The organism is Moraxella pluranimalium (assembly GCF_002014825.1).
Classification (GTDB): domain Bacteria; phylum Pseudomonadota; class Gammaproteobacteria; order Pseudomonadales; family Moraxellaceae; genus Moraxella; species Moraxella pluranimalium.
In genome coordinates this window covers 95,618-118,727 of the sequence record NZ_MUYU01000018.1, presented here as the reverse complement: position 1 = coordinate 118,727, position 23,110 = coordinate 95,618, and the positions used below count along the sequence as shown (strand labels likewise).

The following is a 23,110-nucleotide window of genomic DNA, read 5'->3' as shown; positions in this document are numbered from 1 at the left end:
ATTGGGGGTCGGTTCAATTTTGATGGGTTTTTTGTGTATTACAAGACTAGAAAAATTAGCGTTTTTCTCGGGCTTTGAGCACTTTTTTGACCTTATCACGGGCACGAGATTGCTTGAGTGTCGATAGATAATCAACAAACAGCTTACCATTTAGATGATCCATCTCATGCTGAATACACACCGCCAATAGCTCATCAGCATCAATGCTAAATGGTTTACCATCACGGTCAAGCGCATCGATTTTGACACGGGCAGGACGCTCGACTTCGTCATAGACTTCAGGTACAGACAGACAGCCTTCTTGATAGGGCTTGGTCTCATCGGTCAGTGGGGTGATGGTAGGATTGATAAAGACCTGCGGCTGTGGCTCTTCGCCATCTCTTGCCAGATCCATCACAATCACCTGCACATGGCGATCCACCTGTGTCGCCGCAAGACCAATACCACGAGCATCGTACATGGTCTCAAACATATCATCAATCAAGGTTTTGATGGTCTCATCCACGACCGCCACAGGCTGTGCGATGGTACGCAGGCGTGGGTCAGGATAAGCCAAAATCGGTAATAGTGCCATAATTTTCTCGTTGTATTTCTTAAAATGTCTCAAAAATGAATCGTCTATTATAACGAAAATGGGGGCAAAATGACAAATTACCAACCAATTTATCCAAAGTTTTTCTCAATTTTCATCATTGATTTTATAAAATCATCAATTCATCAAGATAGCAGTTGGCAAGGTGGGTAATTTATGCCAAAATATTGGCTTATTTAAAAAAGTCAGCAAAGGATAACTTATGAGTGCTCGCACCGCCACCATCACACGCAACACCGCCGAAACTCAAATCAGCGTCAGCATCAATCTAGATGGCACAGGTCAAGGTGTGCTCGATACGGGCGTGCCGTTTTTGGATCATATGCTTGATCAGATCAAACGCCACGGCTTGATTGACCTAGATGTCAAATGCGTGGGTGATACACACATCGATGACCATCACAGTGTCGAAGATGTCGGCATCGCCATCGGTCAGGCGCTCAAAGCGGCTTTGGGCGACAAAAAAGGCATTCGCCGTTATGGGCATTTTTATGCACCACTCGATGAGAGTCTAAGCCGTGTCGTGGTGGATATTTCAGGTCGCCCGGGGCTACATATGGATGTGCCATTTACCCGCTCGCACATTGGCACGATGGATGTCGATTTGTTCTCAGAGTTCTTTTATGGGCTAGTCAATCACGCCTTTATCACGCTGCACATTGATAATCTAAAAGGCAAAAACAGCCATCACCAAATTGAGAGTGTCTTTAAGGCGCTCGCTCGTGCGCTACGCATGGCGATCGAGTACGATGAGCGTGCCTTGAACCAATTACCATCAACCAAAGAGATGCTATAAGGGAGCGATGATGACTACTCCAACGATTGCGCTACTCGACTATGGCGTGGGCAACCTATATTCTGTGGCAAACGCCCTAAGTGTCGCTGGTGGCGATGTCGTCATCACAAGCGACCCAAAAGTCATCCAATCAGCGGACAAAATCCTATTGCCAGGTGTCGGTGCGATGCGTGATGCGATGGCAAATATGGTGGCGCATGGCATTGATGTGGCAGTCAAAGATGTGCTAGCGACCAAGCCTGTGATGGCAATTTGTGTCGGTATGCAGGCGATGTTTGATTATTCTGAAGAAGGCGACGTGCCATGTCTTGGCATCATCAAAGGGGCAGTGCGCTTGTTTGATGAGACTTGGGTCGAAAATGGTCATGCGATCAAAATCCCCCATGTCGGCTGGAATCGTGTCGATGCCGACACCGACCATGTGCTGTGGGATGGCTGTAATCATGAGCATTTTTATTTTACTCATAGCTACTACTGCGATCCTGCGCCTAATGATGATTTAATCATCGCCACCACCGAGTACGGTGAGAAATTTTGCTCAAGCATCATTCGGGATAATCTGTTCATCACTCAGTTCCACCCCGAAAAAAGCCACAACGCAGGGCTAAAACTGTTATCCAATTTTATCAAGTGGCAACCGTGAAAGATACCAACACACCCCAAAATCAGCTTTTGGGGTGTTTTTTTGGTAAGTCAAGTGACGGTATCTGACTGCGTCAAGCGGTATCAGTCATCCACTTTATGTTCAGCACTTGCCAAAAATCCCACAGGCACATTGATAAGCATGAGCACAGATAAGACAATCAGCGGCACTTGCCAATCGCCAAAGGTCTCAAACAGCCAGCCCATGCTCAGCGGCCCAAACATCGCAATAAAATAGCCTACCGCCTGCACCATGCCCGATAAATCCCGAGCGTTCTCCGTGCTACTAGTGCGTAGTGAGAACATCATCAGCGACAAGGTAAACACCACCGCACAGCCAAAGCCCATCACCGCCGACCACAGCACGAGCTGACTTGGCATCATCAAAATACCAAGCACGCCGATGGCATTGCACACACAGCCTGTCGCACCGATGATACGTGTGGGCACAGCGTGGCGAATCAGATAAGTCAACAGCAAAATCGCAGGCGGTGCCATCAGCTGAAAAATCAACGCCGTCTGCGTGGCACGCCCCAAATCTTGCCCAAAACTAGTACCAATCGATGGCAAAAAGCTTGCCACCGTATAAAATAAAAACGACTGCACACCCATCATCACTGCCATCTGCCAAGCAGACAAGCTACGCCACGGACGAAAGCGAACCGTGTGCTGTACTGCCGTATCTGCCACTGTCTGCGTGTGCCGTGTCCGATAAATCAGCGTCCAAATCAGTGTCGTCATACAGCCAAATATCGCCCAGCTACTCAGCGCCGCCTGCCACGACAAGCCATCCGCCATCGGCACGACCACCACCGCACTGATACCTGCGATGGCTGACATACTCAGGCTAAAGATACCTGTCGCAAGCGCAATATGATTGGGGGCGTAGTTTTTGATAAAAGGGGCGGTGAGTGCGTTGAGCATCCCGATGGCGAACGACAGCACAAGCGTCCCTGCAAATAGCAATGGCGCACCTGCCCAGACACGAGTCGCCACGCCAAGCGTCAACAGCGCTGTCATGGTAATCATCATGATCTCTAGCCCAAACCGCTTGGCAAGCATGGGTGCAATCAGCGCACCGATGGCAAATAACGGCATGGGCAAGGCACCCAGCAAGCCAATATCACCAGCGCCAAGTCCCAATGTCTGCTGTAGCATCGATGCAATCGAGCCAATCATCACAATCGGCGAGCGCATATTGGTCGCAGCCAAGATAAGCCCAATGATGAGCAGTGGCACGATAAAGCGAGCTTTGGTGGTGGTTGGGTGTGTCATGATGATATGGCAAAATGGCTTAAAATTTGCGATATTGTAACATGAAACCTGATTGCCAATAGTCAAAAAAAGATTGGGACTAAGCCAACTTTTGGTAAAGGACGGGCTAGAGTTTAAGTGCCTAAGAAAAAAACAAAAAGACTTGGTGTAATGCAACCAAGTCTTGTGCGTGATATGAGTGTGATTAAGCAGGCTTGGACAAGCTTTCGGCTTTGGATTTGGTGTCAGCATCCAGCTTGGCTTGGCTTTCGCACTTGTTGGGGTCATTGCCACAAAATTGGCAATACTCATCACCCATCAAATTGGCAACGCCGCCACATGAGCCTTTGAGTGGTTGTTTTTTGACCAAATAACCAACACCCATGAATAAGAAAAACAGTAGAAACACCCCAAAAGTCACCGCAAAAATGGGGATGAATTGGCTGATGATGTCGCTCATGGCTGTCTCACTTTATAGGTTTACAAGGATTGTGGTTATTATATCACTTTTGCTGATGAATGTTGGCTAAGATTTGTCACTGTGTTTGGCGTTTTGTATGACTTTGTTTAACAAAAGCTGTGTTTATTAGCAAATCCAAAACTAAGCTTGCTAAGCAGTTTTATAAAAAAATGACCCATCACACGGACGGGTCATTGTTGATGTCTTGAACAAAAACTTTGGATTATTTGTCTTTGACTTCGGTGTATTCAGCGTCCACCACGCCATCATCGGCAGGCTTAGCATCTTGTTGTGGCTGTGCGTCAGTACCTTGTGCACCAGCATCGGCGTAGATTTTTTGACCGATTGGTAAGAAGGCATTGTCAAGTGCTTCAAGCTTGGCTTTGATGTCATCGACATTGTCTTCTTTGGTCGCTGCTTCTAGCGCTTTGATGGCTTCTTCGACAGCGGCAGTTTCTTCGGCAGTTGCTTTGTCGCCAGCATCTTTGAGTGCTTTTTGGACAGCATGGATACGGCCGTCTGCTTCGTTACGAGCATTGGCAAGGGCAGCAAATTTCTCATCTTCAGCAGCATTCGCTTCAGCGGCACGGATCATCTCTTCGATCTCGGCATCAGACAGACCTGAGTCGGCTTTGATCTGGATTGACTGTGATTTGCCAGTGCCTTTGTCTTTGGCGCTGATGTTCATGATGCCGTCAGCGTTGATGTCAAAGGTGACTTCGATTTGTGGTACGCCGCGTGGTGCAGGTGGAATGTCAGTCAAATCAAAGTTGCCAAGCAGTTTGTTTTGGTTGGCGATTTTACGCTCACCTTGATACACTTGGATTGATACCGCAGGTTGGTTGTCGGCTGCTGTTGAGAACACTTGTGATTTTTTGGTTGGAATCATGGTGTTCTTCTCGATGATCGCAGTCATCACGCCGCCCATGGTTTCGATACCTAGGGTAAGCGGGGTCACATCTAGTAGCAATACATCTTTTTTGTCGCCTGACAGTACCGCACCTTGAACTGCTGCACCCATTGCGACCGCTTCATCAGGGTTCACATCTTTGCGTGGCTCTTTGCCAAAGAATTCTTGTACTTTTTGTTGTACTAGTGGCATACGAGTTTGACCACCGACTAGGATGACATCATCAATGTCGCTGGTAGATAGGCCAGCATCTTCTAGTGCAGTTTTGCAAGGCAAAATCGTGCGAGCAACCATCTCTTCGGTTAGGCTCTCAAGCTTAGCACGGCTGATGGTGATGACAAGGTGCTTAGGACCTGTCGCATCAGCGGTGATGTATGGCAAGTTCACTTCGGTTGATTGGCTGCTTGATAGCTCAATTTTGGCTTTTTCGGCAGCTTCTTTTAGGCGTTGCATCGCTAGTGGGTCGCCTTTTAGGTTGACATCTTGTTCTTTTTTGAACTCTTCAACCAAATAATCAATCAATGCCAAGTCAAAGTCTTCACCGCCAAGGTGAGTGTCACCGTTGGTTGCTAGTACCTCAAATTGTTGTTCGCCATCGACATCAGCAATCTCGATGATTGACACGTCAAATGTACCACCACCTAGGTCATAGACAGCGATGGTCTTATCGCCACCTTTTTTGTCCATGCCATAAGCAAGGGCAGCAGCGGTTGGTTCGTTGATGATACGCTTGACATCCAGACCTGCGATTTTACCCGCATCTTTGGTCGCTTGACGCTGTGCGTCGTTGAAGTACGCAGGTACGGTTACGACGGCTTCAGTCACAGGCTCGCCCAAATAGTCTTCAGCAGTCTTTTTCATTTTACGCAGTACTTCAGCACTGATTTGTGGTGGCGCTTGTTTTTTGCCATCGACATCTACCCATGCATCGCCATTGTCAGCTTTGACGATTTTGAATGGGACAAGTGAGATGTCTTTTTGGACTTCTTTGTCTTCAAAACGACGGCCAATCAGACGCTTGATGGCAAATAGGGTGTTTTTTGGGTTGGTGACGGCTTGGCGTTTTGCCGATTGGCCGACCAAGATTTCGCCATCTTTGAACGCAACGATTGATGGCGTGGTGCGCGCACCTTCTGCGTTTTCGATGACTTTGACTTTGTCACCTTCTAGGACAGCCACACATGAGTTGGTGGTACCTAGGTCAATACCGATTACTTTAGACATAGTTTACTCCAATTTTAGATATTTTAATGTGAAAATTTTTACTAATTAGGCAAGGTTGAAAATTTTATTTTAACAATCTTGCCAAGCTTAACTGCTATATTTGTGTGATTTTGTACTTTTCAAGGGAGAAAATTGAATTTTTTTCAAAAATTTTTGACTTTTAAACCATTGAAATCATTCAATAAATCCCAAGTCAACGCATTAGCCGCCAACAAGCACCATTGCAGGGCGTAGAGTGCGTTCGTTGAGCGTATAGCCTTTTTGGAGCACTTGACCGATGGTGTCTTTTTCGGCATCAGGGAAGATGCCAACAGCTTCGTGAATATCAGGATTGAAAGCATCACCAACTTGACCGACTGCGACCACGCCATTTTTTTCAAGGACGGTAAGCAGTGATTTGTGGGTCAGTTTTAGCCCTTCAAGGGTGCTGTCATCAGCGCCTGCTTTCTCGCTGGCTTTGATGGCGCGCTCAAGGTTATCGACGACATCGAGTAGTTCTTTGGCGAATTTTTGTAGGGCGTATTTTTTTGCCTTGTCCGTTTCTTGTTCCATACGACGCTGGGCGTTGTAGGATTCGGCATTGGCACGCGCGGCGACTTCTTTGGCGTCTTTGACTTGTGCTTCAAGCTCGCTGATGGTGGCTTTGAGTGTCGCAACTTCGTCAAGCTCGGTCGCTTGCTCGATGGTTTCTACGCTATCATCCAAGATGTCGTTGTTGGTTTGCTCGGTCATAATTACCCCAAAATTTAGTTTCAATGAAAATCCCTACATTGATAATGGTAAAGGGGTATTTTTTCAAGGGAATGGGGTGATAAAAGATGAAATTTTTGGCAAAAAATCGCCAAGTAATCGTACCGATGGCGGGTGTGACGGATAATCCGTTGCGATAGTTATGCAATGATGGCTGATGGCTTGGTATGGATAGCACGCCCAATCGCCTGTACGGACAAATCATCAATCGTGCTGATGATGGCTGATGGCTCGTGCGTACGGATGATGCGGGCAAGTCGCTTGCCCAGTGCCAAATAATGATAGCTCGTCCCTGCGTGCGGTAGGCTTGCCCAAGCTTGATACGCCATCTCACTGCTGATGATGACATGGGCATGGCTAGGCATGGTGGGCAATGTCGGCAAGATGGCGCTAAAGTTATCATACAAATCAGACGGTGTCGTCCGCTCATACCACTCAATCGCATCGATGTGCACGCCCTTTGCCACCAGCGTGTCGTGTAGCAGTCGCCGTCCGCCAACCCCACGCCAAATCAGCACTCGGTCATGTGCTGTCAGACTTGCGATTTGCGGTAGGCTTAGCATCCCTTCGTTGTTGGTGGTCTGGGGCAAGATGACATCAAAGCCATGCACTTGCATCACTTGGGCGGTGGCAGTGCCGACGGCGATGATGGGTGTATTTGGCAGATGGATGGGCATAGCCACCTGATGCGTGTGCAGATAGTCCAAGGCTCGCCGTGCTGACTCGACACTGGTGATGACCAGTGCATCATACCCCCCTTGACAAAACTGCGCCATCATCACCCGTGCATCATCAGCGATGGGCAGTGAGCGAATCTCAAGTAATGGTAAATCCACCACTGTCACGCCCACCATCTGACGGATGACATCACCCCGATGAATAGGGCGGGTGTTGATGAGCACGGGCAAGGTCGTTGGCATATTAGGCGTTATCAGCGGATTGATACACTTCTTGTAAAATCGCATCCGCACCTTGGGCGAGTAGCTCACGGGCGATTTGTTCGCCAAGCGCTTCTACTGCTGTGATATTGGCAGTCTCATCATCGCCTAGGGTGATGGTGTTTTCGGCTTTTAGTAGCACCTTGCCATCGACAGAGCCGACACGACCACGCAGGCGCAGTGTGCCATCATCGATGGTAGCAAAGCCTGCAATCGGCACTTGGCAGCCGCCTTCTAGCGTACGATTCATCGCTCGCTCTGCCATCACGCACAGGGCAGTGGCGGTGTCATTGAGCGGTGCGAGTAGTGACAACATCTCATCATCACCAGCTCGGCATTCGATGGCAAGCGCCCCTTGACCCACCGCAGGTAGCGATAGCGATTCATTGAGCTCATGGCGAATGCGAGCATCGAGTCCTAGTCGCTGAAGTCCGCTCGTGGCTAGGATAATCGCATCATATTCACTAGCATCGAGCTTGGCTAGGCGTGTGCCGACATTGCCACGCAGGCTTTTGATGATAAGGTCAGGGCGAGCTTGACGAAGCTGGCATTCACGGCGTAGGCTAGATGTGCCAAGCACTGCACCACTTGGCAGCTCATCAAGGCTTGCAAAGGCATTTGACACAAAAGCATCGGTCGGTGCATGACGCTTGCAATACGCCCCAAGCGTCAAGCCTTCGGGCAATACCATCGGCACATCCTTGAGCGAATGCACGGCAATATCAGCACGCCCATCATATAGAGCCTGTTCAAGCTCTTTGACAAATAGACCCTTGCCACCAATCTTGGCAAGTGGCGTATCCAAAATCTTATCGCCACGAGTCACCATCTCAAGTAAGGTGACGGTCATCTGCGGGTACAGGCGTTCAAGCGCATCTTTGATAAAATTGGCTTGCCATAGTGCCAATGGACTTTGGCGAGTGGCGATGGTCAGTGTGCGAGTGGTCATAAGCGTGTCCAAATTTTGCAAAAATCATAAAAATTATCCTATTATAAAACCTTTGGGGCATAAAAGCCATGTTATGCCTGCGGATAATTGATGAATGCGATGGCGAAGATGTGTTATACTTTGGCAAAGTTAAGTAAATCAAAGGATTTATCATGAGTGAACAAACTTCAAGTATGTGGGGCGGTCGTTTTAGTGAAGCGACCGACAGCTTTGTCGCCGAATTTACCGCATCGGTGAATTTTGACAAACGCATGGCAAAACAAGACATCCAAGGCTCTATTGCCCACGCCACCATGCTGGGTCGCTGTGGGATTATCACGATGGACGAAAGCCAAACCATCGTCGATGGCCTAAAGCAAGTCCAAGCCGAGATTGATAATGGCACATTTGTATGGTCGGTGGCACTCGAAGATGTACATATGAATGTCGAGAGCCGTCTGACTGCCATCATCGGTGATGTCGGCAAAAAGTTACACACAGGACGCAGTCGCAATGACCAAGTGGCGACCGACATTCGCCTGTGGCTACGAGATGAGACCGATAATATCTTGGTATTGCTAAAACGCTTGCAATCAGGCTTATTGGATTTGGCGGATAAGCACACCACCACCATCATGCCGGGCTTTACCCATCTACAAACAGCGCAGCCGGTGAGCTTTGGTCATCATGTGATGGCGTGGTTTGAGATGCTGACCCGTGATAGCGAGCGTTTTGCTGACACTCGCCGTCGTATCAATCAGATGCCACTAGGCAGTGCAGCTCTAGCAGGCACGACTTATCCGATTGACCGCACCATCACCGCTGAACTTCTCGGCTTTGAAGGTATTTGCCAAAATTCGCTAGATGCTGTCAGCGACCGTGATTTTGCCATTGAATTTACCGCCAATGCGTCGATTCTGATGATGCATCTATCTCGCATGAGCGAAGAGATTATCCTGTGGATGAGTGCGCAATTTGGCTTTGTGGCAGTGCCTGACCGCTTCTGCACAGGCTCATCCATCATGCCACAAAAGAAAAATCCTGATGTGCCGGAGCTGGTGCGTGGTAAGGCGGCGCGCGTGTTTGGTCAGTTGACCACTTTGCTGAGCTTGATGAAAAATCAGCCACTGGCGTACAACAAAGACAACCAAGAAGACAAAGAGCCGCTGTTTGACTGCGTGGATACCTTGACAGGCTCACTACTTGCCTTTGCTGATATGTTGCCAAATCTTGTGCCAAATAGCGAGAATATGCGAGCGGCGACGATGAAAGGCTATGCCGCAGCGACCGATTTGGCGGATTATTTGGTCAAAAAAGGTCTGCCATTCCGTGATGCGCATGAAGTGGTCGGCAAGGCTGTGGCGTTAGGCGTCGCCAAAGGTGTGGATTTAAGTGAGCTTAGCCTAGCTGAACTACAAAGCTTTAGTGAACTCATTGGCGATGATGTCTTTGAGTGCTTGACACTAGAAGGCTCGCTCAACGCCCGTAATCACATCGGTGGTACAGCGCCAAATCAGGTCAAGGCGGCGATTGCCCGTGGTCGTGAGCGGATTTGATTGCTTGAATGATAAATCAGCCCAAAGCATAGGTTTTGGGCTGATTTTTTTGGTGATTTATAAGCCATCCCACGCCATTTGGCTAAAGTTGATGACCTTTGGATGGCTTGGGCGTTCGCTCTGCTGTTGTAGTGCTTTACTGCGATGCACCAAGAAGTCCAAGAGATGATTGCGAATTTTATAATAATGCGCATGATGATGGATATTATCCCTGTGGCGTGGCTTCGGAATGGTGTTTTCGACAATCTCCGCCAAAAACGCCCGTGGACCATTACTCATCAAAAATATGCGGTCAGCGAGCAAAATCGCTTCATCAATATCATGGGTAATCATAAACACCGTCTGCTGCGTTTCATCGACGATATTCACGAGCTCATCTTGAATCACCCCACGAGTCAAAGCGTCCAGTGCCCCAAACGGCTCGTCCATCAGTAACAGCTCTGGCTGTGTGGCAAAGGCACGGGCAATCCCCACACGCTGTTTCATACCGCCTGATAGCTGACTTGGCTTTTTGTCTTTGACCTTGCTAAGTCCGACCATCGCTAGATAAAAATCAATTTTTTGGGCAAGGTCATTGGCGCTGATGTTGGGCGTTTTTGCTTTTAGAGCAAAGCCGATGTTCTCGCCGACAGTCAGCCATGGGAGCAGGGCATGACTTTGGAACACCACACCCCGCTCAAGGCTTGGTTTGACAACTTCTTTACCATTCATGGTGATGCTGCCTGATGTGGCGTTTTCAAGTCCTGCTAGGGCGTTTAAAATTGTCGATTTGCCACAGCCTGAATGTCCAATCAAGCAGATGAACTCATTTTTATAAATATCAAAATTGACATTTTCAAAGACATTATCGCCATCGCCGTAGCGTTTGGACAGACTGCCAACTTCAATCAATTTGCCATCATTATTCAACATAGCTCACCTTTTTTTGTAGCACGCCAAACAGCATATCCAGTACCATACCCACCAAGCCAATCAGCAGCACAGCAAAAATCACATTGGCAAGCGATAGATTATTCCACTGATTCCACACAAAATAACCAATGCCCGTACCACCCACGAGCATCTCGGCAGCAACAATCACCAGCCACGCAATCCCCATAGAAATACGCATACCCGTAACAATGGTCGGTGCGGCAGCAGGAATGACAATTTTGGTAGCGGTCTGTAAAGGCGACAGCTCAAGCGTCTTGGCGACATTACGCCATTCACGGCGGACAGACGCCACCCCAAAGGCGGTGTTGGTGAGCATTGGCCAAATAGAACAAATAAAAATCACAAAAATACTGGACGCATTAGAATCTTTAATCGTATAAAGGGCAATCGGCATCCACGCAAGCGGTGAAATCGGCTTTAAAATCTGCACAAACGGCGTGGCAGCTGCGCCCAAAATCGGCGACATACCAATGGCATAGCCCAAAGGAATCGCCACCATCATCGCAAGCAAAAAGCCTAAGAGCACCCGCCCAATAGAATAGCCAAGCTGAATACCAATGCCTTTATCATTTAAGCCATTATCATAAAAGGGATTGGACAGGTGCTTGGCGGCTGTTTGCCCAAAGTCGCTCGGCGTAGGAAATTCACTCTTTTGGCTTGCGACCAATGCACCAGGCTCAGTAAATTCAGGAATATCACCCATCAGTACGCTGTACTCAAGCTTGAGCGGGTCGGTCGGTGCATAGACCTTTTGTGGCAAGGTCGCCCATTGCCAGACGCCAAGCGTCGCAAGCACGATGAGTAGGGATAATAGATAGCCTTTGGTTTTGGTTGTCAGTTTCATACGCTCACCTTTTGACCGATGGCAAAGGAATTGATGTACTCATCAGGACGGCTTGCGTCAAACGCCTTACCCATCACGGTGATTTGTGGTTCGTTTTCTTTGACGGTGTAGCCCATTTCTTGCATTTGTTTTTTGGCATCGGTGAGCATAAACACTTGATTTGCGATATCTTGATAATTGATGTTGTCTTTTAGATAGCCCCAGCGTTTCATTTGCGACAGCATCCACACCGCCACCGACTGCCATGGCATGACATCAAAGCCCATGCGGTTAGGGAAATCTTGGACATTGCCCACGCCATCGGCAAAACGCCCCATGATGGACTGGCGTAGCACCAATTCAGGCTGACCTAGGTATTTGGCAGGCGAGAGCAGCTTGGATAAGTCTTTGCGAATGCTTGGCTCATTTGCCATGACATTGGCTTTGATAATCGCACGATACATTGCCAAAAAGGTTTGCGGATTTTCATTGATGAACGCTTGTGAAGTACCAAACGAACAGCACGGATGCCCTAGCCAAATATCACGGCTCAATGTGTGGATATAGCCTGCTTTATCCCAAACGGCACGCTGATTGAACGGCTCGGGTCCAAAAAAGCCGTCAATGTTGCCTGCTTTTAGGTTGGCAATCATATCAGGCGGTGTGGTCAGGCGAAGCTTGACATCTTTATCAGGGTCAAGTCCATGTTCTGCCAAGAAATATCTGAGCAGATAATTATGAATGCTATGCTCAAAAGGAATGGCAAAGGTGAAGCCTTTCCAGTTCTTTGGGTCGCGGTTATTGGCGTGCTTGAGCGCCATCACCAGAGCTTGACCATTGGTGTTTTGAATGGCGGCGACTTTCATGTCTTGTTTGGCTGAGCCCAAGCCAAGACTGATGGCAAGTGGCATCGGCGCTAAAAAATGCGTCGCATCAAGCTCTCGGTTCATCATCTGGTCACGCACGAGCGCCCAGCCTGCGCGCTTATGCAAATTGGCCTTGATGCCTTGCTCTTCATAATAGCCCAATGGGTCAGCCATGATCAGCGGTGTTGAGCATAAAATCGGCAAAAAGCCAATATCCACGCTCTTTTTTTCAGGCTTAAGCACATCAATGGCGGCAGCTTCTTGTAGGCTTGCTAGGGGCAAGACGCTTGCGATGGCGGCAAGGGCAGTGCCTTTACCGACTGATTTTAAAAACGCACGGCGAGTCGGCTCATGTGGAAACAGTGCCTTGACTGCCACCGCTTCAATCATATCGGTGGTGGTATGCTCGCTGCGGCTGTCGTTTTGGACATGGGCAAATCGCTCATCAAGTAGCAGGCTTTGATTGCACTCTGTTTGGCTATTGTGTTTGCCACACGAGCAGCCAAACTGAATGGGCTTATCATCAAAGGGGCGAAAAATATTAGACATAATAAACACTTAGAATAAAAAACAGCACCATGTTACGCCCAAAAGCGTCGGCATGGTAAATTCACTTTTAGGATATGATTATAACTTCAGCTCAATCTTGGCAGTGGTTACGCCGTCACGCGCTTGGGTCATTACAAACAGCGTATCGCTATCGTCAATGATTTGCCAGTCGCAAGTTTTGTCAGGATTGCCTGTGACCGAGACGATGATGGACTTGGTTTTTAGGCGAACCAGTGGCGCTTTGTGCTGATAGCCTGCGTGTGGCAAGGATAAGATTTCGTGGCTGATGGCGGCGGCTTGCTCACGCAGTGGTGCAACAAAACGGCATGGCTTGCCATCAATCACGATACAGTCACCGATGGCAAAAATATGCGGATTGGATGTGCGTAGGGTATGGCTATCGACGATGATGCCTTGTGGGGTATGCTTAAGGTTTGCCATGCGTGCCAAGCGATTGTCGGTGATAAGCCCCGTGCTTGCCACGATTTCATCAACAGTGATGATGTCATTATCAAGATGGATTTGATAGCCGTCAGCTGTCTTGTCGATGCCATGCACGGTAGCGCTGCCATGATAGCGGATACCGATGCCAGTGAGCGCATCTTGGACTTTTTGACCTGCGATTGGCGGTAGGATTTCGGCAAGGGGCAACTCATCACGGTTGATGAGTGTGACCTGATGACCTGCTTTGGCGATGTCTTCAGCAAGCTCCACGCCAATCATACCAGCACCGATGATGGCGATGTGTTGGTTTGGACGGGCAGATAGTTTGGCTTGTAATTGACCAAACATATCAATGTGATTAATCCGCCAGACTTTATCAGCAGGCAGGCTTGGTGGTAAAAATGGTGTCGCCCCTTGAGCAATAATCAAATGGCGATAGCCAAAATCACCCCGTGTCGTGCGTACCAGTTGTTTATCGCTGTCAATGGCGGTGGCAAAGGTATAGGCAATCAGGTTGACATCGAGCGTTTTGGCAAGGTCAATCGCTTTTTTGGTGATGAGCACATCAGGCGTTTTGTTTTGGCTGATGGCAATGGACAGCTGCGGCTTCATATAACGGTCACCGCTGTCAGAGGTGATGAGCGTGATAGGGAGGCAATCATCAAGCTTGCGTAGCGCTTCAATCGCTGTCCAACCTGCCGTACCACCGCCGATGACGATGACACCATTATCGGCACAGGGCTTGGCGATGACCGCCAAGGTTTCTCGCTGAACAAAGGGCTCAAAGTCTCGTTTGGTCACGCCACACAGTGGGCACATCCAGTCGTCAGGAATATCTTCAAAGCGAGTACCTGCAGGCAGTCCGCCATCAGGGTCGCCCAATTTTTCATCATAAATCCAGCCACAAGCACGGCACAGATATTGTCGCCATGCACCACGGCCATCGGTTGGGTTGCCGTCTTTGTCCATGTTCATAGGTGCTATCATGTCACTCATTGCTCATTCCTTAGGTTGGTGATACATCGCTCATCAGCTGCTGTGACAGACTGCGTAGGTGCTTGATGGCAGGCGTGACAATCGCCACAAAATGCGCTTCACGAATACGACGCTGTGGTGCAGCAGTCATCAGATAGCCCTTTGCGCCTTGGTGTAGTAGTGCTGCTTGGGTGGCGGTGAGTGATAATTGTGCCCCTTGGATGCGAGCATCTAGCACATCTAGGAAAAATTCTTTGTGCGACTCAAACGGTGTCTTGGCAAGGTCAAGCGTGCGTGCCACAAGCTTATCTAGTGACTCTTGCAGTGTGCCTGCTTGGTCTTCTAGGTATTGATTGACATGGCAAAGCTGAGCATCGACAGCGATGATGTCGTTAATCGCCCCTTGGATAATACCTGCGCCAATGCCAAGCTGCATCAGCACAAACGCCCCGCGAATACGCTCAATAAAGGCTTTGGCAGGGTCGGCGATGATGGTGTCTGTCGGCACAAAGTACTGATTGAGCTCAATCTGCCAAGTGCTTGAGCCTTCCATACCGCTAAAGGTCGGGCAGGCGTTTAGTTGCCATTGTCCACGGCGTGCGTCATCAAAGCTTAGCAAGAAAAATACATCTTTATTCTCACCGTCCACACGAGCGATGGCACCGCAGTATTGGTTCGGCGCAATGTGGCTAATCCATGGCAGTGTACCTGACACTACATAACCGCCATCGACTTTGGTCGCTCGCAAAATCATCGATTCGATATTGGCAAAAGTTTTCATTGGATTGGACAATGCCGTACCGCCAAAGCTATCACCGACAATGTGGCTTGGTAGGATGTTCGCCTTGAGCGTGGTATTTTCTGATTGGTCAAGATACAAGCCACACACCTGATGACACCATGACAAAAAGCCTGTCGTACCGCAGACTTCACCAATCTTGGCAGTGGCAAGGATGGCATCACCAAAGCGGCTGCCTTGGCTAGACAAATGCGCCGAAAATGCCCCAAGTCGAGCCAGCTGTGCCATCTCGGCAGTCGGATAATAGCCTTTGTCAATGGCGATGGGGTCAAGTGATTGGCGTGCGGTTTGACTGATATTGGTCAAAAAATCAGGCGATTGCCACGCCAAGACGGCATCGGTGGCAGGATTGATGGATGAAGTGTCGGCAAAATACGAGTCAAACTGATGCATACAAGACCCCAAACGGTACAACGGCTTAAAAATTAAATAAACAGATTATTATAGGCAGGTGTGCGGTAAATTTCTTATTCTGTTTTTGACTAAGGATAGGTATTTATCGGTACATCATTTGGATATTAATACAACTAAGCCCCAAACTTGCGTTCAGGGCTTATGTTGGCCGAGCTTAAGCTGTCCAAGCTTAGGGCGCATACGCCTGCAATTCTGGGTTGATGTCGTTTTGGGCGACATTGTTGGCATAGTTGCACAGGGTCGCTAGTGCCACACCAAGCACCACATCTAGGATGTTTTGCTCACTATAACCTGCTGCTTTGACCGCTGCTAGTTCTTCATCAGATACTTTACCACGCTTATCAATCAGCTGCATGGTGAACTGTGCTAGCGCTTGATATTTGGCGTTGTCTTCGATGGTGGTGCGAGCACGCAGGGCGTTTAGCACATTTTCAGGCATTTTTAATTTAAGTGTACCGATTTTGGTATGACCCGCCACACAAAAATCACAGCCATTGTGCGCCGCTGCAGTGATTTGCACCACTTCGATTTCTTCAGGCGTTAGGCTGGTGCGGCTGTTGAGTTTACCCACTTCTTGATACATTTCAAGCGCTTGTGGTGAATTAGCAAGTACGCCAATCAGATTTGGGATAAAGCCATTGGCTTTTTGTACCATTTCCATGCGCTCTTTGGCTTTTTCTGGGGCGGTTTCTAGGGTATTGACGGTTAGACGAGCCATCTTGTTTTCCTTATAAAAAGTTAAGTGAAAGATGGGCTTAGTATAGGGATGGTGATGGGCTTTTGCAAGGGGCGTAGGATAAATTTATCAGCGATGGCGGTTTTGTGCGCCACTTTATCTGCATTATAAGGCAAATGTGCTAAAATAAGCCATTATTTACCAGTAGATACACAGCATGATTGAATTTAAAGATGTGGCGGTGCGCCGAGAAGGGCGACTGCTATTTAGCGATGTCAATTTACAATTACACAAAGGACAAAAAATCGGTCTGACGGGCAATAATGGCACGGGCAAATCCACCTTGTTTGCCACCATCTTGGGTGAATATACCACCGATCTTGGGCAGGTCTCGATGCCGTCGTCATGGCAAATCGCTCATATGGCGCAAGAGATTCATGCCACCGATATGCTTGCCATCGACTATGTACTCTCTGGCGATGCCGAATGGTGGCAACTCAATGACAAAATCAGCCGCCAAGATACGCTGTCTGCCGATGAGATTGCGCCGATTTATCAGCGATTTGAAGAGATTGATGGCTATCGCACCCGTGCTAAGGCGGCGATGATTTTGTCAGGCTTGGGCTTTGGTGAAGCTGAGCACGCTCGGGCGGTGGCGATGTTCTCAGGCGGCTGGAGAATGCGTCTAAACCTTGCTCGCACCTTGATGCACCGTGCTGATGTGCTATTGCTTGACGAGCCGACCAACCATTTGGATTTGGATGCGATTTTGTGGCTCGAAGAATGGCTACAAAAGTTCGATGGACTCATTTTGCTCATCAGTCACGACCAAGCATTTTTGGACGCCATTTGTGGGCATATTTTGCACATTGAGCAGGGCAAAATCACTTTATATACAGGCAATTATAGCCAATTTGTCCGCACCCGAGCCGAACGACTTGCCCAAGAGCAACAAGCCTACGAAAAACAGCAAGCCGTGCGTGCGCACCTAGAAGACTACATCCGCCGTTTTCGTGCCAAAGCGACCAAAGCCAAGCAAGCCCAAAGCCGTATCAAACAGCTTGACCGTATGACTGAGCTAAGCCCTGTGATGGCGGATAGTGCGTTTAGTTTTAAGTTCTATGAGCCATCGCACATGGCATCCCCGCTCATCAGCCTTGATAATGCCACCATCGGCTATGATGGCGTGCCGATGATTTCTAAGGTAAACTTACAAATCACCCCAAGCGTACGCATGGGTATTCTAGGGGCAAATGGCGCAGGCAAATCCACCTTAATCAAAGCCTTGGTCGGTGAGCTACCACTGATTAGCGGTGTGCATAAGGTGTCTGAGACATTGAAACTGGGCTATTTTAATCAGCATCAGATGGACAGCCTAGATGATGATGCCACGCCGATGCTGATGCTAAGACGCATCGCAGGGCAGACATCGGATGCGGATTTGCGGGCGTTTTTGGGTAGTTTTGATTTTCGGGGTGAGCGTATTGACACGGTGAGCCGACTGTTCTCGGGCGGTGAGCGAGCTCGGCTGATGCTGGCATTATTGGTGTGGCAACGCCCCAATGTCTTGGTGCTTGACGAGCCGACCAACCATCTGGATTTGCAGATGCGAAATGCGTTGATGCTTGCACTGCAAGACTTTGCAGGGGCATTGATTTTGGTGTCGCATGATCGTGATTTGATCCTATCGGTGTGTGATGAGCTGTGGCTGGTTGCCGATGGTCGCTGCACTGAGTTTGTCGGTGATATGAGTGACTATGCCGAGCATCTCAAAAAAGCTCGCCAAGAACGACAGCTTGCCCACAAAGAATCAAAAGAACCCGTCAAAGCTGACAGTGCTAACCCACAAGCACAGACCCCTGCCAATGATGGGCTAAGCAAAGAAGAGCGACGCAAAAAAAATGCCCAAATCCGTGAGCAGACTGCGCCACTGCGCAAACAAATCGCCAAGCTAGAAAGTGAGCTTGAGACGCTGAGTGCCAAGCTTGAAACGATAGAAACCACACTCTCTGACAGCAGTCTGTATGATGATGCCAATAAGCCAAAGTTATTAGAATTATTAAACGAACAAAGCGACATCAAAGCCAAAATCGACAGCGCTGAAGAGAGTATGCTCACAGCGATGGATGAGCTTGAGACACTTGAAGCGGACTTGGCATAACAAGAAATGATGGGATAAGATGACAAAACATTCTGGGCAGTCTGATCATTTTATTGATTATTATCAATTACTTGGCGTGCCAAAGTCGGCAGATGTCGCCACCATCAAGCGTGCCTACCGCAGTCAAATCGCTCGCCATCATCCCGACAGAGTCGATGGCAGGCATGATGATGAGATGGCAAGCCTGCTCAATACCGCCTATGCCACGCTCAAAGATACCGATCTGCGACAACGCTATGATGAGCGATGGCTTGAGCATCAAAGCAGACAGTGGCTACTCGCCAAAAAACAGCAGGTAGCAGATACGGTAGGCACATTTGCCAAACAGCAAGTTGATAAGCTTGGTAAAGTCGTCAAATCCAAAGTGCCCACATCTGTACAAGATAATATCGCAAGCGGTGCAGGGCGTATCGCAGGGCAAGCCATCAAGCACGCCAAGCGACTGTGGCGACAGCTTAATCATACAAGTAAGCTACCCATTTGTCAGATTAGCCTACAGCTGGCCTATCATGGCGGTGAAGTGACTTTCACGGTGAACCATCAGACATGGCAGACGACGCTACCTAAGGGGCTGACCACAGGCGACACCATTCATCTGACTCGTGGCGCTGACACAGTCACGGTGCAGATTGCCATCAGCGAGCCCAATGTCATCGTGCGTGGGCTGGATGTCTATTATACGGTCGCCTTGAGCCGTCGCGACATCGATACAGGGGCGCAGGTGGTCTTGCCACCGCCACTATCGTTACAGCTTGGCGTGCCTGCCCATGCGTATTATCCGACCAGTGTTCGCCTAAGCGGTCGGGGCTTGCCAAGTAGCGATGGTGCAGGCGATTTGGTGGTGGTCTTTGAAGTACAAGGCTAAGTATGCGTGATACTGTATAAAATTTAGCCAAACAAACCACTCCGCCCTAGAAAAATCACCCCATCGCCACCATCAACAACCAACCGCACAATTTCCTACTTAAGTCAGAGATGCCCATGCCGACACAGTTTCACCCACCATTATGGCTAAAAAATCCGCACCTACAGACGATTTTGCCGAAGTTTTTGGTCAAATTTGAGCCAAATTACACACGCACCCTAATCAAAGATTCACTCAACCAAAGCGATGTGGCGTTTGATTATCTTTTGACCGATGAAATTATCGGTGATGATGGTAAATATCACACGCCACTGGTGGTGCTGTTTCATGGCATGGAAGGCTCAAGCCAAAGCCACTATGCACGCACGCTAGCAAAGGCAGTGCAGGCGCAGGGCTATCATTTTGTGGTGGTGCATTTTCGCTCATGTGGTGGCGTGGCGGTATCGGGTGATGTGTTTTATAACGCTGGCGACACCAAAGAAGTGCATCATTATTTAGAATATCTATCCAATCAATTTGCCACCATCTATGCCATCGGTGTATCGCTGGGCGGTAATGCCCTAGCCAAGTACATGGGCGAATACGGCACATCAGCACTGTGCCAAAAGGCGGTCGTCGTCTCGGCACCGGTGGATCTGGCATCGGCATCGGTGGCGATGGAGCGACTGCTCGGGCGGCACATCTATACGCCATATCTACTCAACCCTATCGTCAAAAAAGCACTAGATAATCGCCTAAGTGCCGATGAAATCCAATTGCTCAAGCGTGCCAAGCGTATGGGTGACTTTGATGAAGCCTTTACCGCACCACGACACGGCTACCGCTCAAAGAACGATTATTACCGTCAGGCGTCGGCACTGCCTTATCTGATTGATGTGGCGCATCCGACGCTGATTATCACTGCCAAAGATGATCCGTTTTTGGGCTTGACGGCGACGGCAGGCGATGTGTCGGCGGATGTCACTTTGCTTGATACCAAGCACGGCGGGCATATTGGCTTTGTGGATTATGATTATAAAACTCGTCAATTTGATCTGAGTTTCGTTGCTAATTCTGCATTATCATTTTTTAATAATAATTAATAATTATCCATAGGCAAAGCGTGATGCGTATCTTATTTATGGCGGTGATTGCCATCTTATTTCAGCTGTGCACCTATGCACTGGCATCAGGCGTGCAGTGGCTTGTGCGTCCGCGGGCGTCCGATACGATGCTAAAGGCAGTGATGATAGCACTGTTTGTCATAAGCAACATCATCTTGGTGCTACTGATCACAGGCTCGTTTCGCTTTGGCATGAGCTATCTTAGCATGATGTGGATTGCGGTGATGGCGATGGCACTGACTTTGGTGGCGGGCTTTGTGGCGTCCAAAGCTGGCATCACGCTTGGGCATAGCCTTCGAGCCTTTGGTGTGGCAAGCTTTGTGGGCTTGATTGGGCTGGGTCTTTATAATGTCTATACGCCGACGGTGCGTCACCTAAGTATCCGTATTGATAAGCCGATGCCTGCGCCTGTGCGTTTGGCGATGGTGAGTGATTTGCATTTGGGGGAGCTTGTTGGTATTGATCATCTTGATAAGCTTGCCAAGATTTTACAAGATGAACAGGTGGACCTGCTACTGATCCCGGGTGATGTCATGGATGATGATACGGTAGCCTATGATGCGCTTGGCATGGCAAGTCATTTCAAGGCGGTGGTCGATGCGACTGGCTATGGCGCAGTGGCAAGTCTTGGCAATCATGATTTGTACCGCAGACAAGCCCAAACCGACATCATCACCGCCATCACCGACACAGGCGCAGTGCTACTTGATGATAAAACCACCCAAATCGACATCCAAAAAGACAGCCAAACCACAAGCCTATCGGTGATTGGTCGCTTTGATGATCATTATGCCAAGCGTCTTGATACCAAAGAGCTACTTGAGCAAGTCGATAGCACCAAGCCTGTGATTTTACTTGATCATCGCCCAAGCCAAATCGATGACAACAGCCAATTACCCATTGATTTACAAGTCTCGGGGCATACGCACAATGGGCAAATTTTCCCAGCGAATTTTATCGTTGCGATGATGAACCGCATCGGATATGGCTATGAGCAAGTGGGCAATATGCACACGGTGGTCTCATCTGGCTATGGACTGTGGGGCGTGCCGCTGCGTCTAGGTTCGCAGTCTGAAGTGTGGATTATCGATATGGTGGGCAGTGCACCAAAATAGCAAAACCGCCTTTGGTGTTCAAAATCGGCTTTACTTTTTTTAAAATATGGCTAGAATGAATGGGCGTGTCGTGGTTGGCACGCCCATTTTATACTTAAGGGGAATATGATGACCAAGCTTTATGGATTAAATGATACCGTCGTGCCAAACCAAGACGGCCTATTCGGTGAATTTGGCGGTAAAATCGGACATCCTGCACTGGCAGCAGCGATGCAAGAAATCGAAGACGGCTTTCGTGCGATGATTGCTGATGAGAATTTCTTAAAAGAAATCGAAGCGCTACAGTTACATTATGTCGGCCGCCCAAGCCCAATTTATCATGCGCGCCGACTGTCTGAGCATTTAGGTGGTGCGCAGATTTATCTGAAGCGTGAAGATTTGAACCACACAGGATCGCACAAGATTAATCATTGTCTGGGCGAAGTATTGCTTGCCAAACGACTTGGTAAGAAAAAAGTCATCGCCGAGACAGGTGCAGGACAGCATGGTGTGGCACTAGCGACAGCATCGGCACTGCTCGGGCTTGAGTGCGAAATCCACATGGGCGTCGTGGATATCGCCAAAGAACATCCGAATGTCTCTCGCATGAAGATTTTGGGTGCGACACTTGTGCCCGTCTCTCGTGGTGCAGGCACGCTCAAAGAAGCGGTGGACAGTGCGTTTGAAAGTTATCTGAATCAGCTAGATGACAGTATGTTCGCCATCGGTTCGGTGGTAGGTCCTGCGCCGTATCCTGAGATGGTGGGGTATTTTCAGTCAATCGTCGGGCATGAAGCTCGCCGTCAGTTTAGCGAATTGACAGGCGGACTGCCTGATGTGGTGACAGCCTGTGTGGGCGGTGGCTCGAATGCTTTGGGTCTGTTTAATGCGTTCTTGGATGATGATACGGTGCGTAAAGTCGGCGTTGAGCCTGCGGGTGAAGGGCTTGACAGTCATCATCGCCATGCAGCGACCTTGACCTTAGGTGTCAAAGGTGAAATCCAAGGGTTTAAATGCTATGTACTACTCGATGAAAACGGCGAGCCTGCGCCTGTGCATTCAATTGCATCGGGGCTGGATTATCCTGGTGTTGGGCCACAGCATAGCTATCTGAAAGACAGCGGTCAAGTAGAGTATCAATCAGCGACCGACCAAGAGTGCCTAGATGCCTTTATGCTACTGTCACGCATGGAAGGCATCATCCCTGCGCTTGAGAGCTCGCACGCGGTGGCGTTCGCCATCCGTGAAGCCAAAAAGCTTGGCAAAGACCAAAAAATCTTGGTTAATTTATCAGGGCGTGGTGATAAGGATTTGGACTTTGTATTAAGTCAGATTGATGTGTGAGTTGATGGGATAAA

The 23,110-nt window shown here is 48.9% G+C and carries 21 protein-coding genes; 8 read left to right on the top strand and 13 right to left on the bottom strand.

Features of this window, described 5'->3' with window-relative positions:
- Nucleotides 1-55: 55 nt before the first annotated feature.
- Nucleotides 56-574: a peptide deformylase gene (gene def, locus B0680_RS08055; protein ID WP_078254587.1), complete on the bottom strand. Its 519-nt coding sequence runs from the start codon at nucleotides 572-574 to the stop codon at nucleotides 56-58.
- Between the two features lie 220 nt (nucleotides 575-794).
- Between def and hisB the strand changes: the two genes are divergently transcribed.
- Nucleotides 795-1,388, top strand: a complete 594-nt coding sequence (hisB, locus tag B0680_RS08050; protein WP_078254586.1) for an imidazoleglycerol-phosphate dehydratase HisB — start codon at nucleotides 795-797, stop codon at nucleotides 1,386-1,388.
- 7 nt (nucleotides 1,389-1,395) lie between these two features.
- Nucleotides 1,396-2,031, top strand: coding sequence for an imidazole glycerol phosphate synthase subunit HisH (hisH, locus tag B0680_RS08045; RefSeq protein WP_078254585.1), 636 nt, complete (start codon nucleotides 1,396-1,398; stop codon nucleotides 2,029-2,031).
- An 83-nt stretch (nucleotides 2,032-2,114) separates the two neighbouring features.
- Here the strand turns inward: hisH and B0680_RS08040 are convergent, their stop codons facing one another.
- From B0680_RS08040 to hemC, 6 genes are all read right to left on the bottom strand, one after another.
- Complete coding sequence (locus tag B0680_RS08040; protein WP_078254584.1) at nucleotides 2,115-3,305, bottom strand: MFS transporter; 1,191 nt, start codon at nucleotides 3,303-3,305, stop codon at nucleotides 2,115-2,117.
- Nucleotides 3,306-3,489: 184 nt separating this feature from the next.
- Nucleotides 3,490-3,744: a (Na+)-NQR maturation NqrM gene (gene nqrM, locus B0680_RS08035; RefSeq protein ID WP_078254583.1), complete on the bottom strand. Its 255-nt coding sequence runs from the start codon at nucleotides 3,742-3,744 to the stop codon at nucleotides 3,490-3,492.
- Nucleotides 3,745-3,967: 223 nt separating this feature from the next.
- Nucleotides 3,968-5,878, bottom strand: coding sequence for a molecular chaperone DnaK (dnaK, locus tag B0680_RS08030; RefSeq protein ID WP_078254582.1), 1,911 nt, complete (start codon nucleotides 5,876-5,878; stop codon nucleotides 3,968-3,970).
- 201 nt (nucleotides 5,879-6,079) lie between these two features.
- On the bottom strand, nucleotides 6,080-6,610 hold the full coding sequence (gene grpE, locus B0680_RS08025; protein ID WP_078254581.1) for a nucleotide exchange factor GrpE: 531 nt from the start codon (nucleotides 6,608-6,610) through the stop codon (nucleotides 6,080-6,082).
- 158 nt (nucleotides 6,611-6,768) lie between these two features.
- Complete coding sequence (locus B0680_RS08020; protein ID WP_228143779.1) at nucleotides 6,769-7,593, bottom strand: uroporphyrinogen-III synthase; 825 nt, start codon at nucleotides 7,591-7,593, stop codon at nucleotides 6,769-6,771.
- Entirely contained in the window at nucleotides 7,550-8,515 is a 966-nt protein-coding gene (gene hemC / locus B0680_RS08015) for a hydroxymethylbilane synthase (RefSeq protein WP_078254579.1), read from the bottom strand. Before hemC ends, B0680_RS08020 begins: the two co-directional genes overlap by 44 nt.
- A 152-nt stretch (nucleotides 8,516-8,667) precedes the next feature.
- Between hemC and argH the strand changes: the two genes are divergently transcribed.
- Nucleotides 8,668-10,050, top strand: coding sequence for an argininosuccinate lyase (gene argH / locus B0680_RS08010; protein WP_078254578.1), 1,383 nt, complete (start codon nucleotides 8,668-8,670; stop codon nucleotides 10,048-10,050).
- A 57-nt stretch (nucleotides 10,051-10,107) separates the two neighbouring features.
- Here argH and B0680_RS08005 read toward each other — a convergent pair whose 3' ends face one another.
- The 6 genes from B0680_RS08005 to B0680_RS07980 form a co-directional block, all read right to left on the bottom strand.
- Nucleotides 10,108-10,962, bottom strand: coding sequence for an ABC transporter ATP-binding protein (locus tag B0680_RS08005; protein WP_078254577.1), 855 nt, complete (start codon nucleotides 10,960-10,962; stop codon nucleotides 10,108-10,110).
- The gene (ntrB, locus tag B0680_RS08000; RefSeq protein WP_078254576.1) at nucleotides 10,952-11,827 is read right to left on the bottom strand and encodes a nitrate ABC transporter permease; all 876 of its coding nucleotides are present in this window, start codon (nucleotides 11,825-11,827) and stop codon (nucleotides 10,952-10,954) included. The genes B0680_RS08005 and ntrB overlap by 11 nt, the downstream gene beginning before the upstream one ends.
- A complete protein-coding gene (locus tag B0680_RS07995; protein WP_078254575.1) occupies nucleotides 11,824-13,221 on the bottom strand; it encodes a CmpA/NrtA family ABC transporter substrate-binding protein in 1,398 nt (465 codons plus the stop codon). The genes ntrB and B0680_RS07995 overlap by 4 nt, the downstream gene beginning before the upstream one ends.
- Before the next feature lie 78 nt (nucleotides 13,222-13,299).
- The gene (locus tag B0680_RS07990; protein WP_078254574.1) at nucleotides 13,300-14,661 is read right to left on the bottom strand and encodes an FAD-dependent oxidoreductase; all 1,362 of its coding nucleotides are present in this window, start codon (nucleotides 14,659-14,661) and stop codon (nucleotides 13,300-13,302) included.
- A gap of 10 nt (nucleotides 14,662-14,671) precedes the next feature.
- Complete coding sequence (locus B0680_RS07985; RefSeq protein ID WP_078254573.1) at nucleotides 14,672-15,832, bottom strand: acyl-CoA dehydrogenase family protein; 1,161 nt, start codon at nucleotides 15,830-15,832, stop codon at nucleotides 14,672-14,674.
- Between the two features lie 190 nt (nucleotides 15,833-16,022).
- A complete protein-coding gene (locus B0680_RS07980; protein WP_078254572.1) occupies nucleotides 16,023-16,571 on the bottom strand; it encodes a carboxymuconolactone decarboxylase family protein in 549 nt (182 codons plus the stop codon).
- Nucleotides 16,572-16,746: 175 nt separating this feature from the next.
- Between B0680_RS07980 and B0680_RS07975 the strand changes: the two genes are divergently transcribed.
- The 5 genes from B0680_RS07975 (at nucleotide 16,747) to trpB (ending at nucleotide 23,096) form a co-directional block, all read left to right on the top strand.
- On the top strand, nucleotides 16,747-18,690 hold the full coding sequence (locus B0680_RS07975; RefSeq protein ID WP_078254571.1) for an ABC-F family ATP-binding cassette domain-containing protein: 1,944 nt from the start codon (nucleotides 16,747-16,749) through the stop codon (nucleotides 18,688-18,690).
- A gap of 19 nt (nucleotides 18,691-18,709) precedes the next feature.
- Nucleotides 18,710-19,555, top strand: coding sequence for a DnaJ domain-containing protein (locus tag B0680_RS07970; RefSeq protein ID WP_078254570.1), 846 nt, complete (start codon nucleotides 18,710-18,712; stop codon nucleotides 19,553-19,555).
- A gap of 116 nt (nucleotides 19,556-19,671) precedes the next feature.
- Nucleotides 19,672-20,637, top strand: coding sequence for a YheT family hydrolase (locus B0680_RS07965; protein ID WP_228143778.1), 966 nt, complete (start codon nucleotides 19,672-19,674; stop codon nucleotides 20,635-20,637).
- Between the two features lie 23 nt (nucleotides 20,638-20,660).
- Nucleotides 20,661-21,773, top strand: a complete 1,113-nt coding sequence (locus B0680_RS07960; protein WP_078254568.1) for a metallophosphoesterase — start codon at nucleotides 20,661-20,663, stop codon at nucleotides 21,771-21,773.
- 108 nt (nucleotides 21,774-21,881) lie between these two features.
- The gene (trpB, locus tag B0680_RS07955) at nucleotides 21,882-23,096 is read left to right on the top strand and encodes a tryptophan synthase subunit beta (protein ID WP_078254567.1); all 1,215 of its coding nucleotides are present in this window, start codon (nucleotides 21,882-21,884) and stop codon (nucleotides 23,094-23,096) included.
- Nucleotides 23,097-23,110: the final 14 nt, after the last annotated feature.

What these genes read in the sequence shown, in the direction of transcription:
- def (WP_078254587.1), bottom strand. Translation starts at nt 574, where the DNA reads ATGGCACTATTACCGATTTTGGCTTATCCTGACCCACGCCTGCGTACC.
- hisB (WP_078254586.1), top strand. Translation starts at nt 795, where the DNA reads ATGAGTGCTCGCACCGCCACCATCACACGCAACACCGCCGAAACTCAA.
- hisH (WP_078254585.1), top strand. Translation starts at nt 1,396, where the DNA reads ATGATGACTACTCCAACGATTGCGCTACTCGACTATGGCGTGGGCAAC.
- B0680_RS08040 (WP_078254584.1), bottom strand. Translation starts at nt 3,305, where the DNA reads ATGACACACCCAACCACCACCAAAGCTCGCTTTATCGTGCCACTGCTC.
- nqrM (WP_078254583.1), bottom strand. Translation starts at nt 3,744, where the DNA reads ATGAGCGACATCATCAGCCAATTCATCCCCATTTTTGCGGTGACTTTT.
- dnaK (WP_078254582.1), bottom strand. Translation starts at nt 5,878, where the DNA reads ATGTCTAAAGTAATCGGTATTGACCTAGGTACCACCAACTCATGTGTG.
- grpE (WP_078254581.1), bottom strand. Translation starts at nt 6,610, where the DNA reads ATGACCGAGCAAACCAACAACGACATCTTGGATGATAGCGTAGAAACC.
- B0680_RS08020 (WP_228143779.1), bottom strand. Translation starts at nt 7,593, where the DNA reads ATGCGATTTTACAAGAAGTGTATCAATCCGCTGATAACGCCTAATATG.
- hemC (WP_078254579.1), bottom strand. Translation starts at nt 8,515, where the DNA reads ATGACCACTCGCACACTGACCATCGCCACTCGCCAAAGTCCATTGGCA.
- argH (WP_078254578.1), top strand. Translation starts at nt 8,668, where the DNA reads ATGAGTGAACAAACTTCAAGTATGTGGGGCGGTCGTTTTAGTGAAGCG.
- B0680_RS08005 (WP_078254577.1), bottom strand. Translation starts at nt 10,962, where the DNA reads ATGTTGAATAATGATGGCAAATTGATTGAAGTTGGCAGTCTGTCCAAA.
- ntrB (WP_078254576.1), bottom strand. Translation starts at nt 11,827, where the DNA reads ATGAAACTGACAACCAAAACCAAAGGCTATCTATTATCCCTACTCATC.
- B0680_RS07995 (WP_078254575.1), bottom strand. Translation starts at nt 13,221, where the DNA reads ATGTCTAATATTTTTCGCCCCTTTGATGATAAGCCCATTCAGTTTGGC.
- B0680_RS07990 (WP_078254574.1), bottom strand. Translation starts at nt 14,661, where the DNA reads ATGAGTGACATGATAGCACCTATGAACATGGACAAAGACGGCAACCCA.
- B0680_RS07985 (WP_078254573.1), bottom strand. Translation starts at nt 15,832, where the DNA reads ATGCATCAGTTTGACTCGTATTTTGCCGACACTTCATCCATCAATCCT.
- B0680_RS07980 (WP_078254572.1), bottom strand. Translation starts at nt 16,571, where the DNA reads ATGGCTCGTCTAACCGTCAATACCCTAGAAACCGCCCCAGAAAAAGCC.
- B0680_RS07975 (WP_078254571.1), top strand. Translation starts at nt 16,747, where the DNA reads ATGATTGAATTTAAAGATGTGGCGGTGCGCCGAGAAGGGCGACTGCTA.
- B0680_RS07970 (WP_078254570.1), top strand. Translation starts at nt 18,710, where the DNA reads ATGACAAAACATTCTGGGCAGTCTGATCATTTTATTGATTATTATCAA.
- B0680_RS07965 (WP_228143778.1), top strand. Translation starts at nt 19,672, where the DNA reads ATGCCGACACAGTTTCACCCACCATTATGGCTAAAAAATCCGCACCTA.
- B0680_RS07960 (WP_078254568.1), top strand. Translation starts at nt 20,661, where the DNA reads ATGCGTATCTTATTTATGGCGGTGATTGCCATCTTATTTCAGCTGTGC.
- trpB (WP_078254567.1), top strand. Translation starts at nt 21,882, where the DNA reads ATGACCAAGCTTTATGGATTAAATGATACCGTCGTGCCAAACCAAGAC.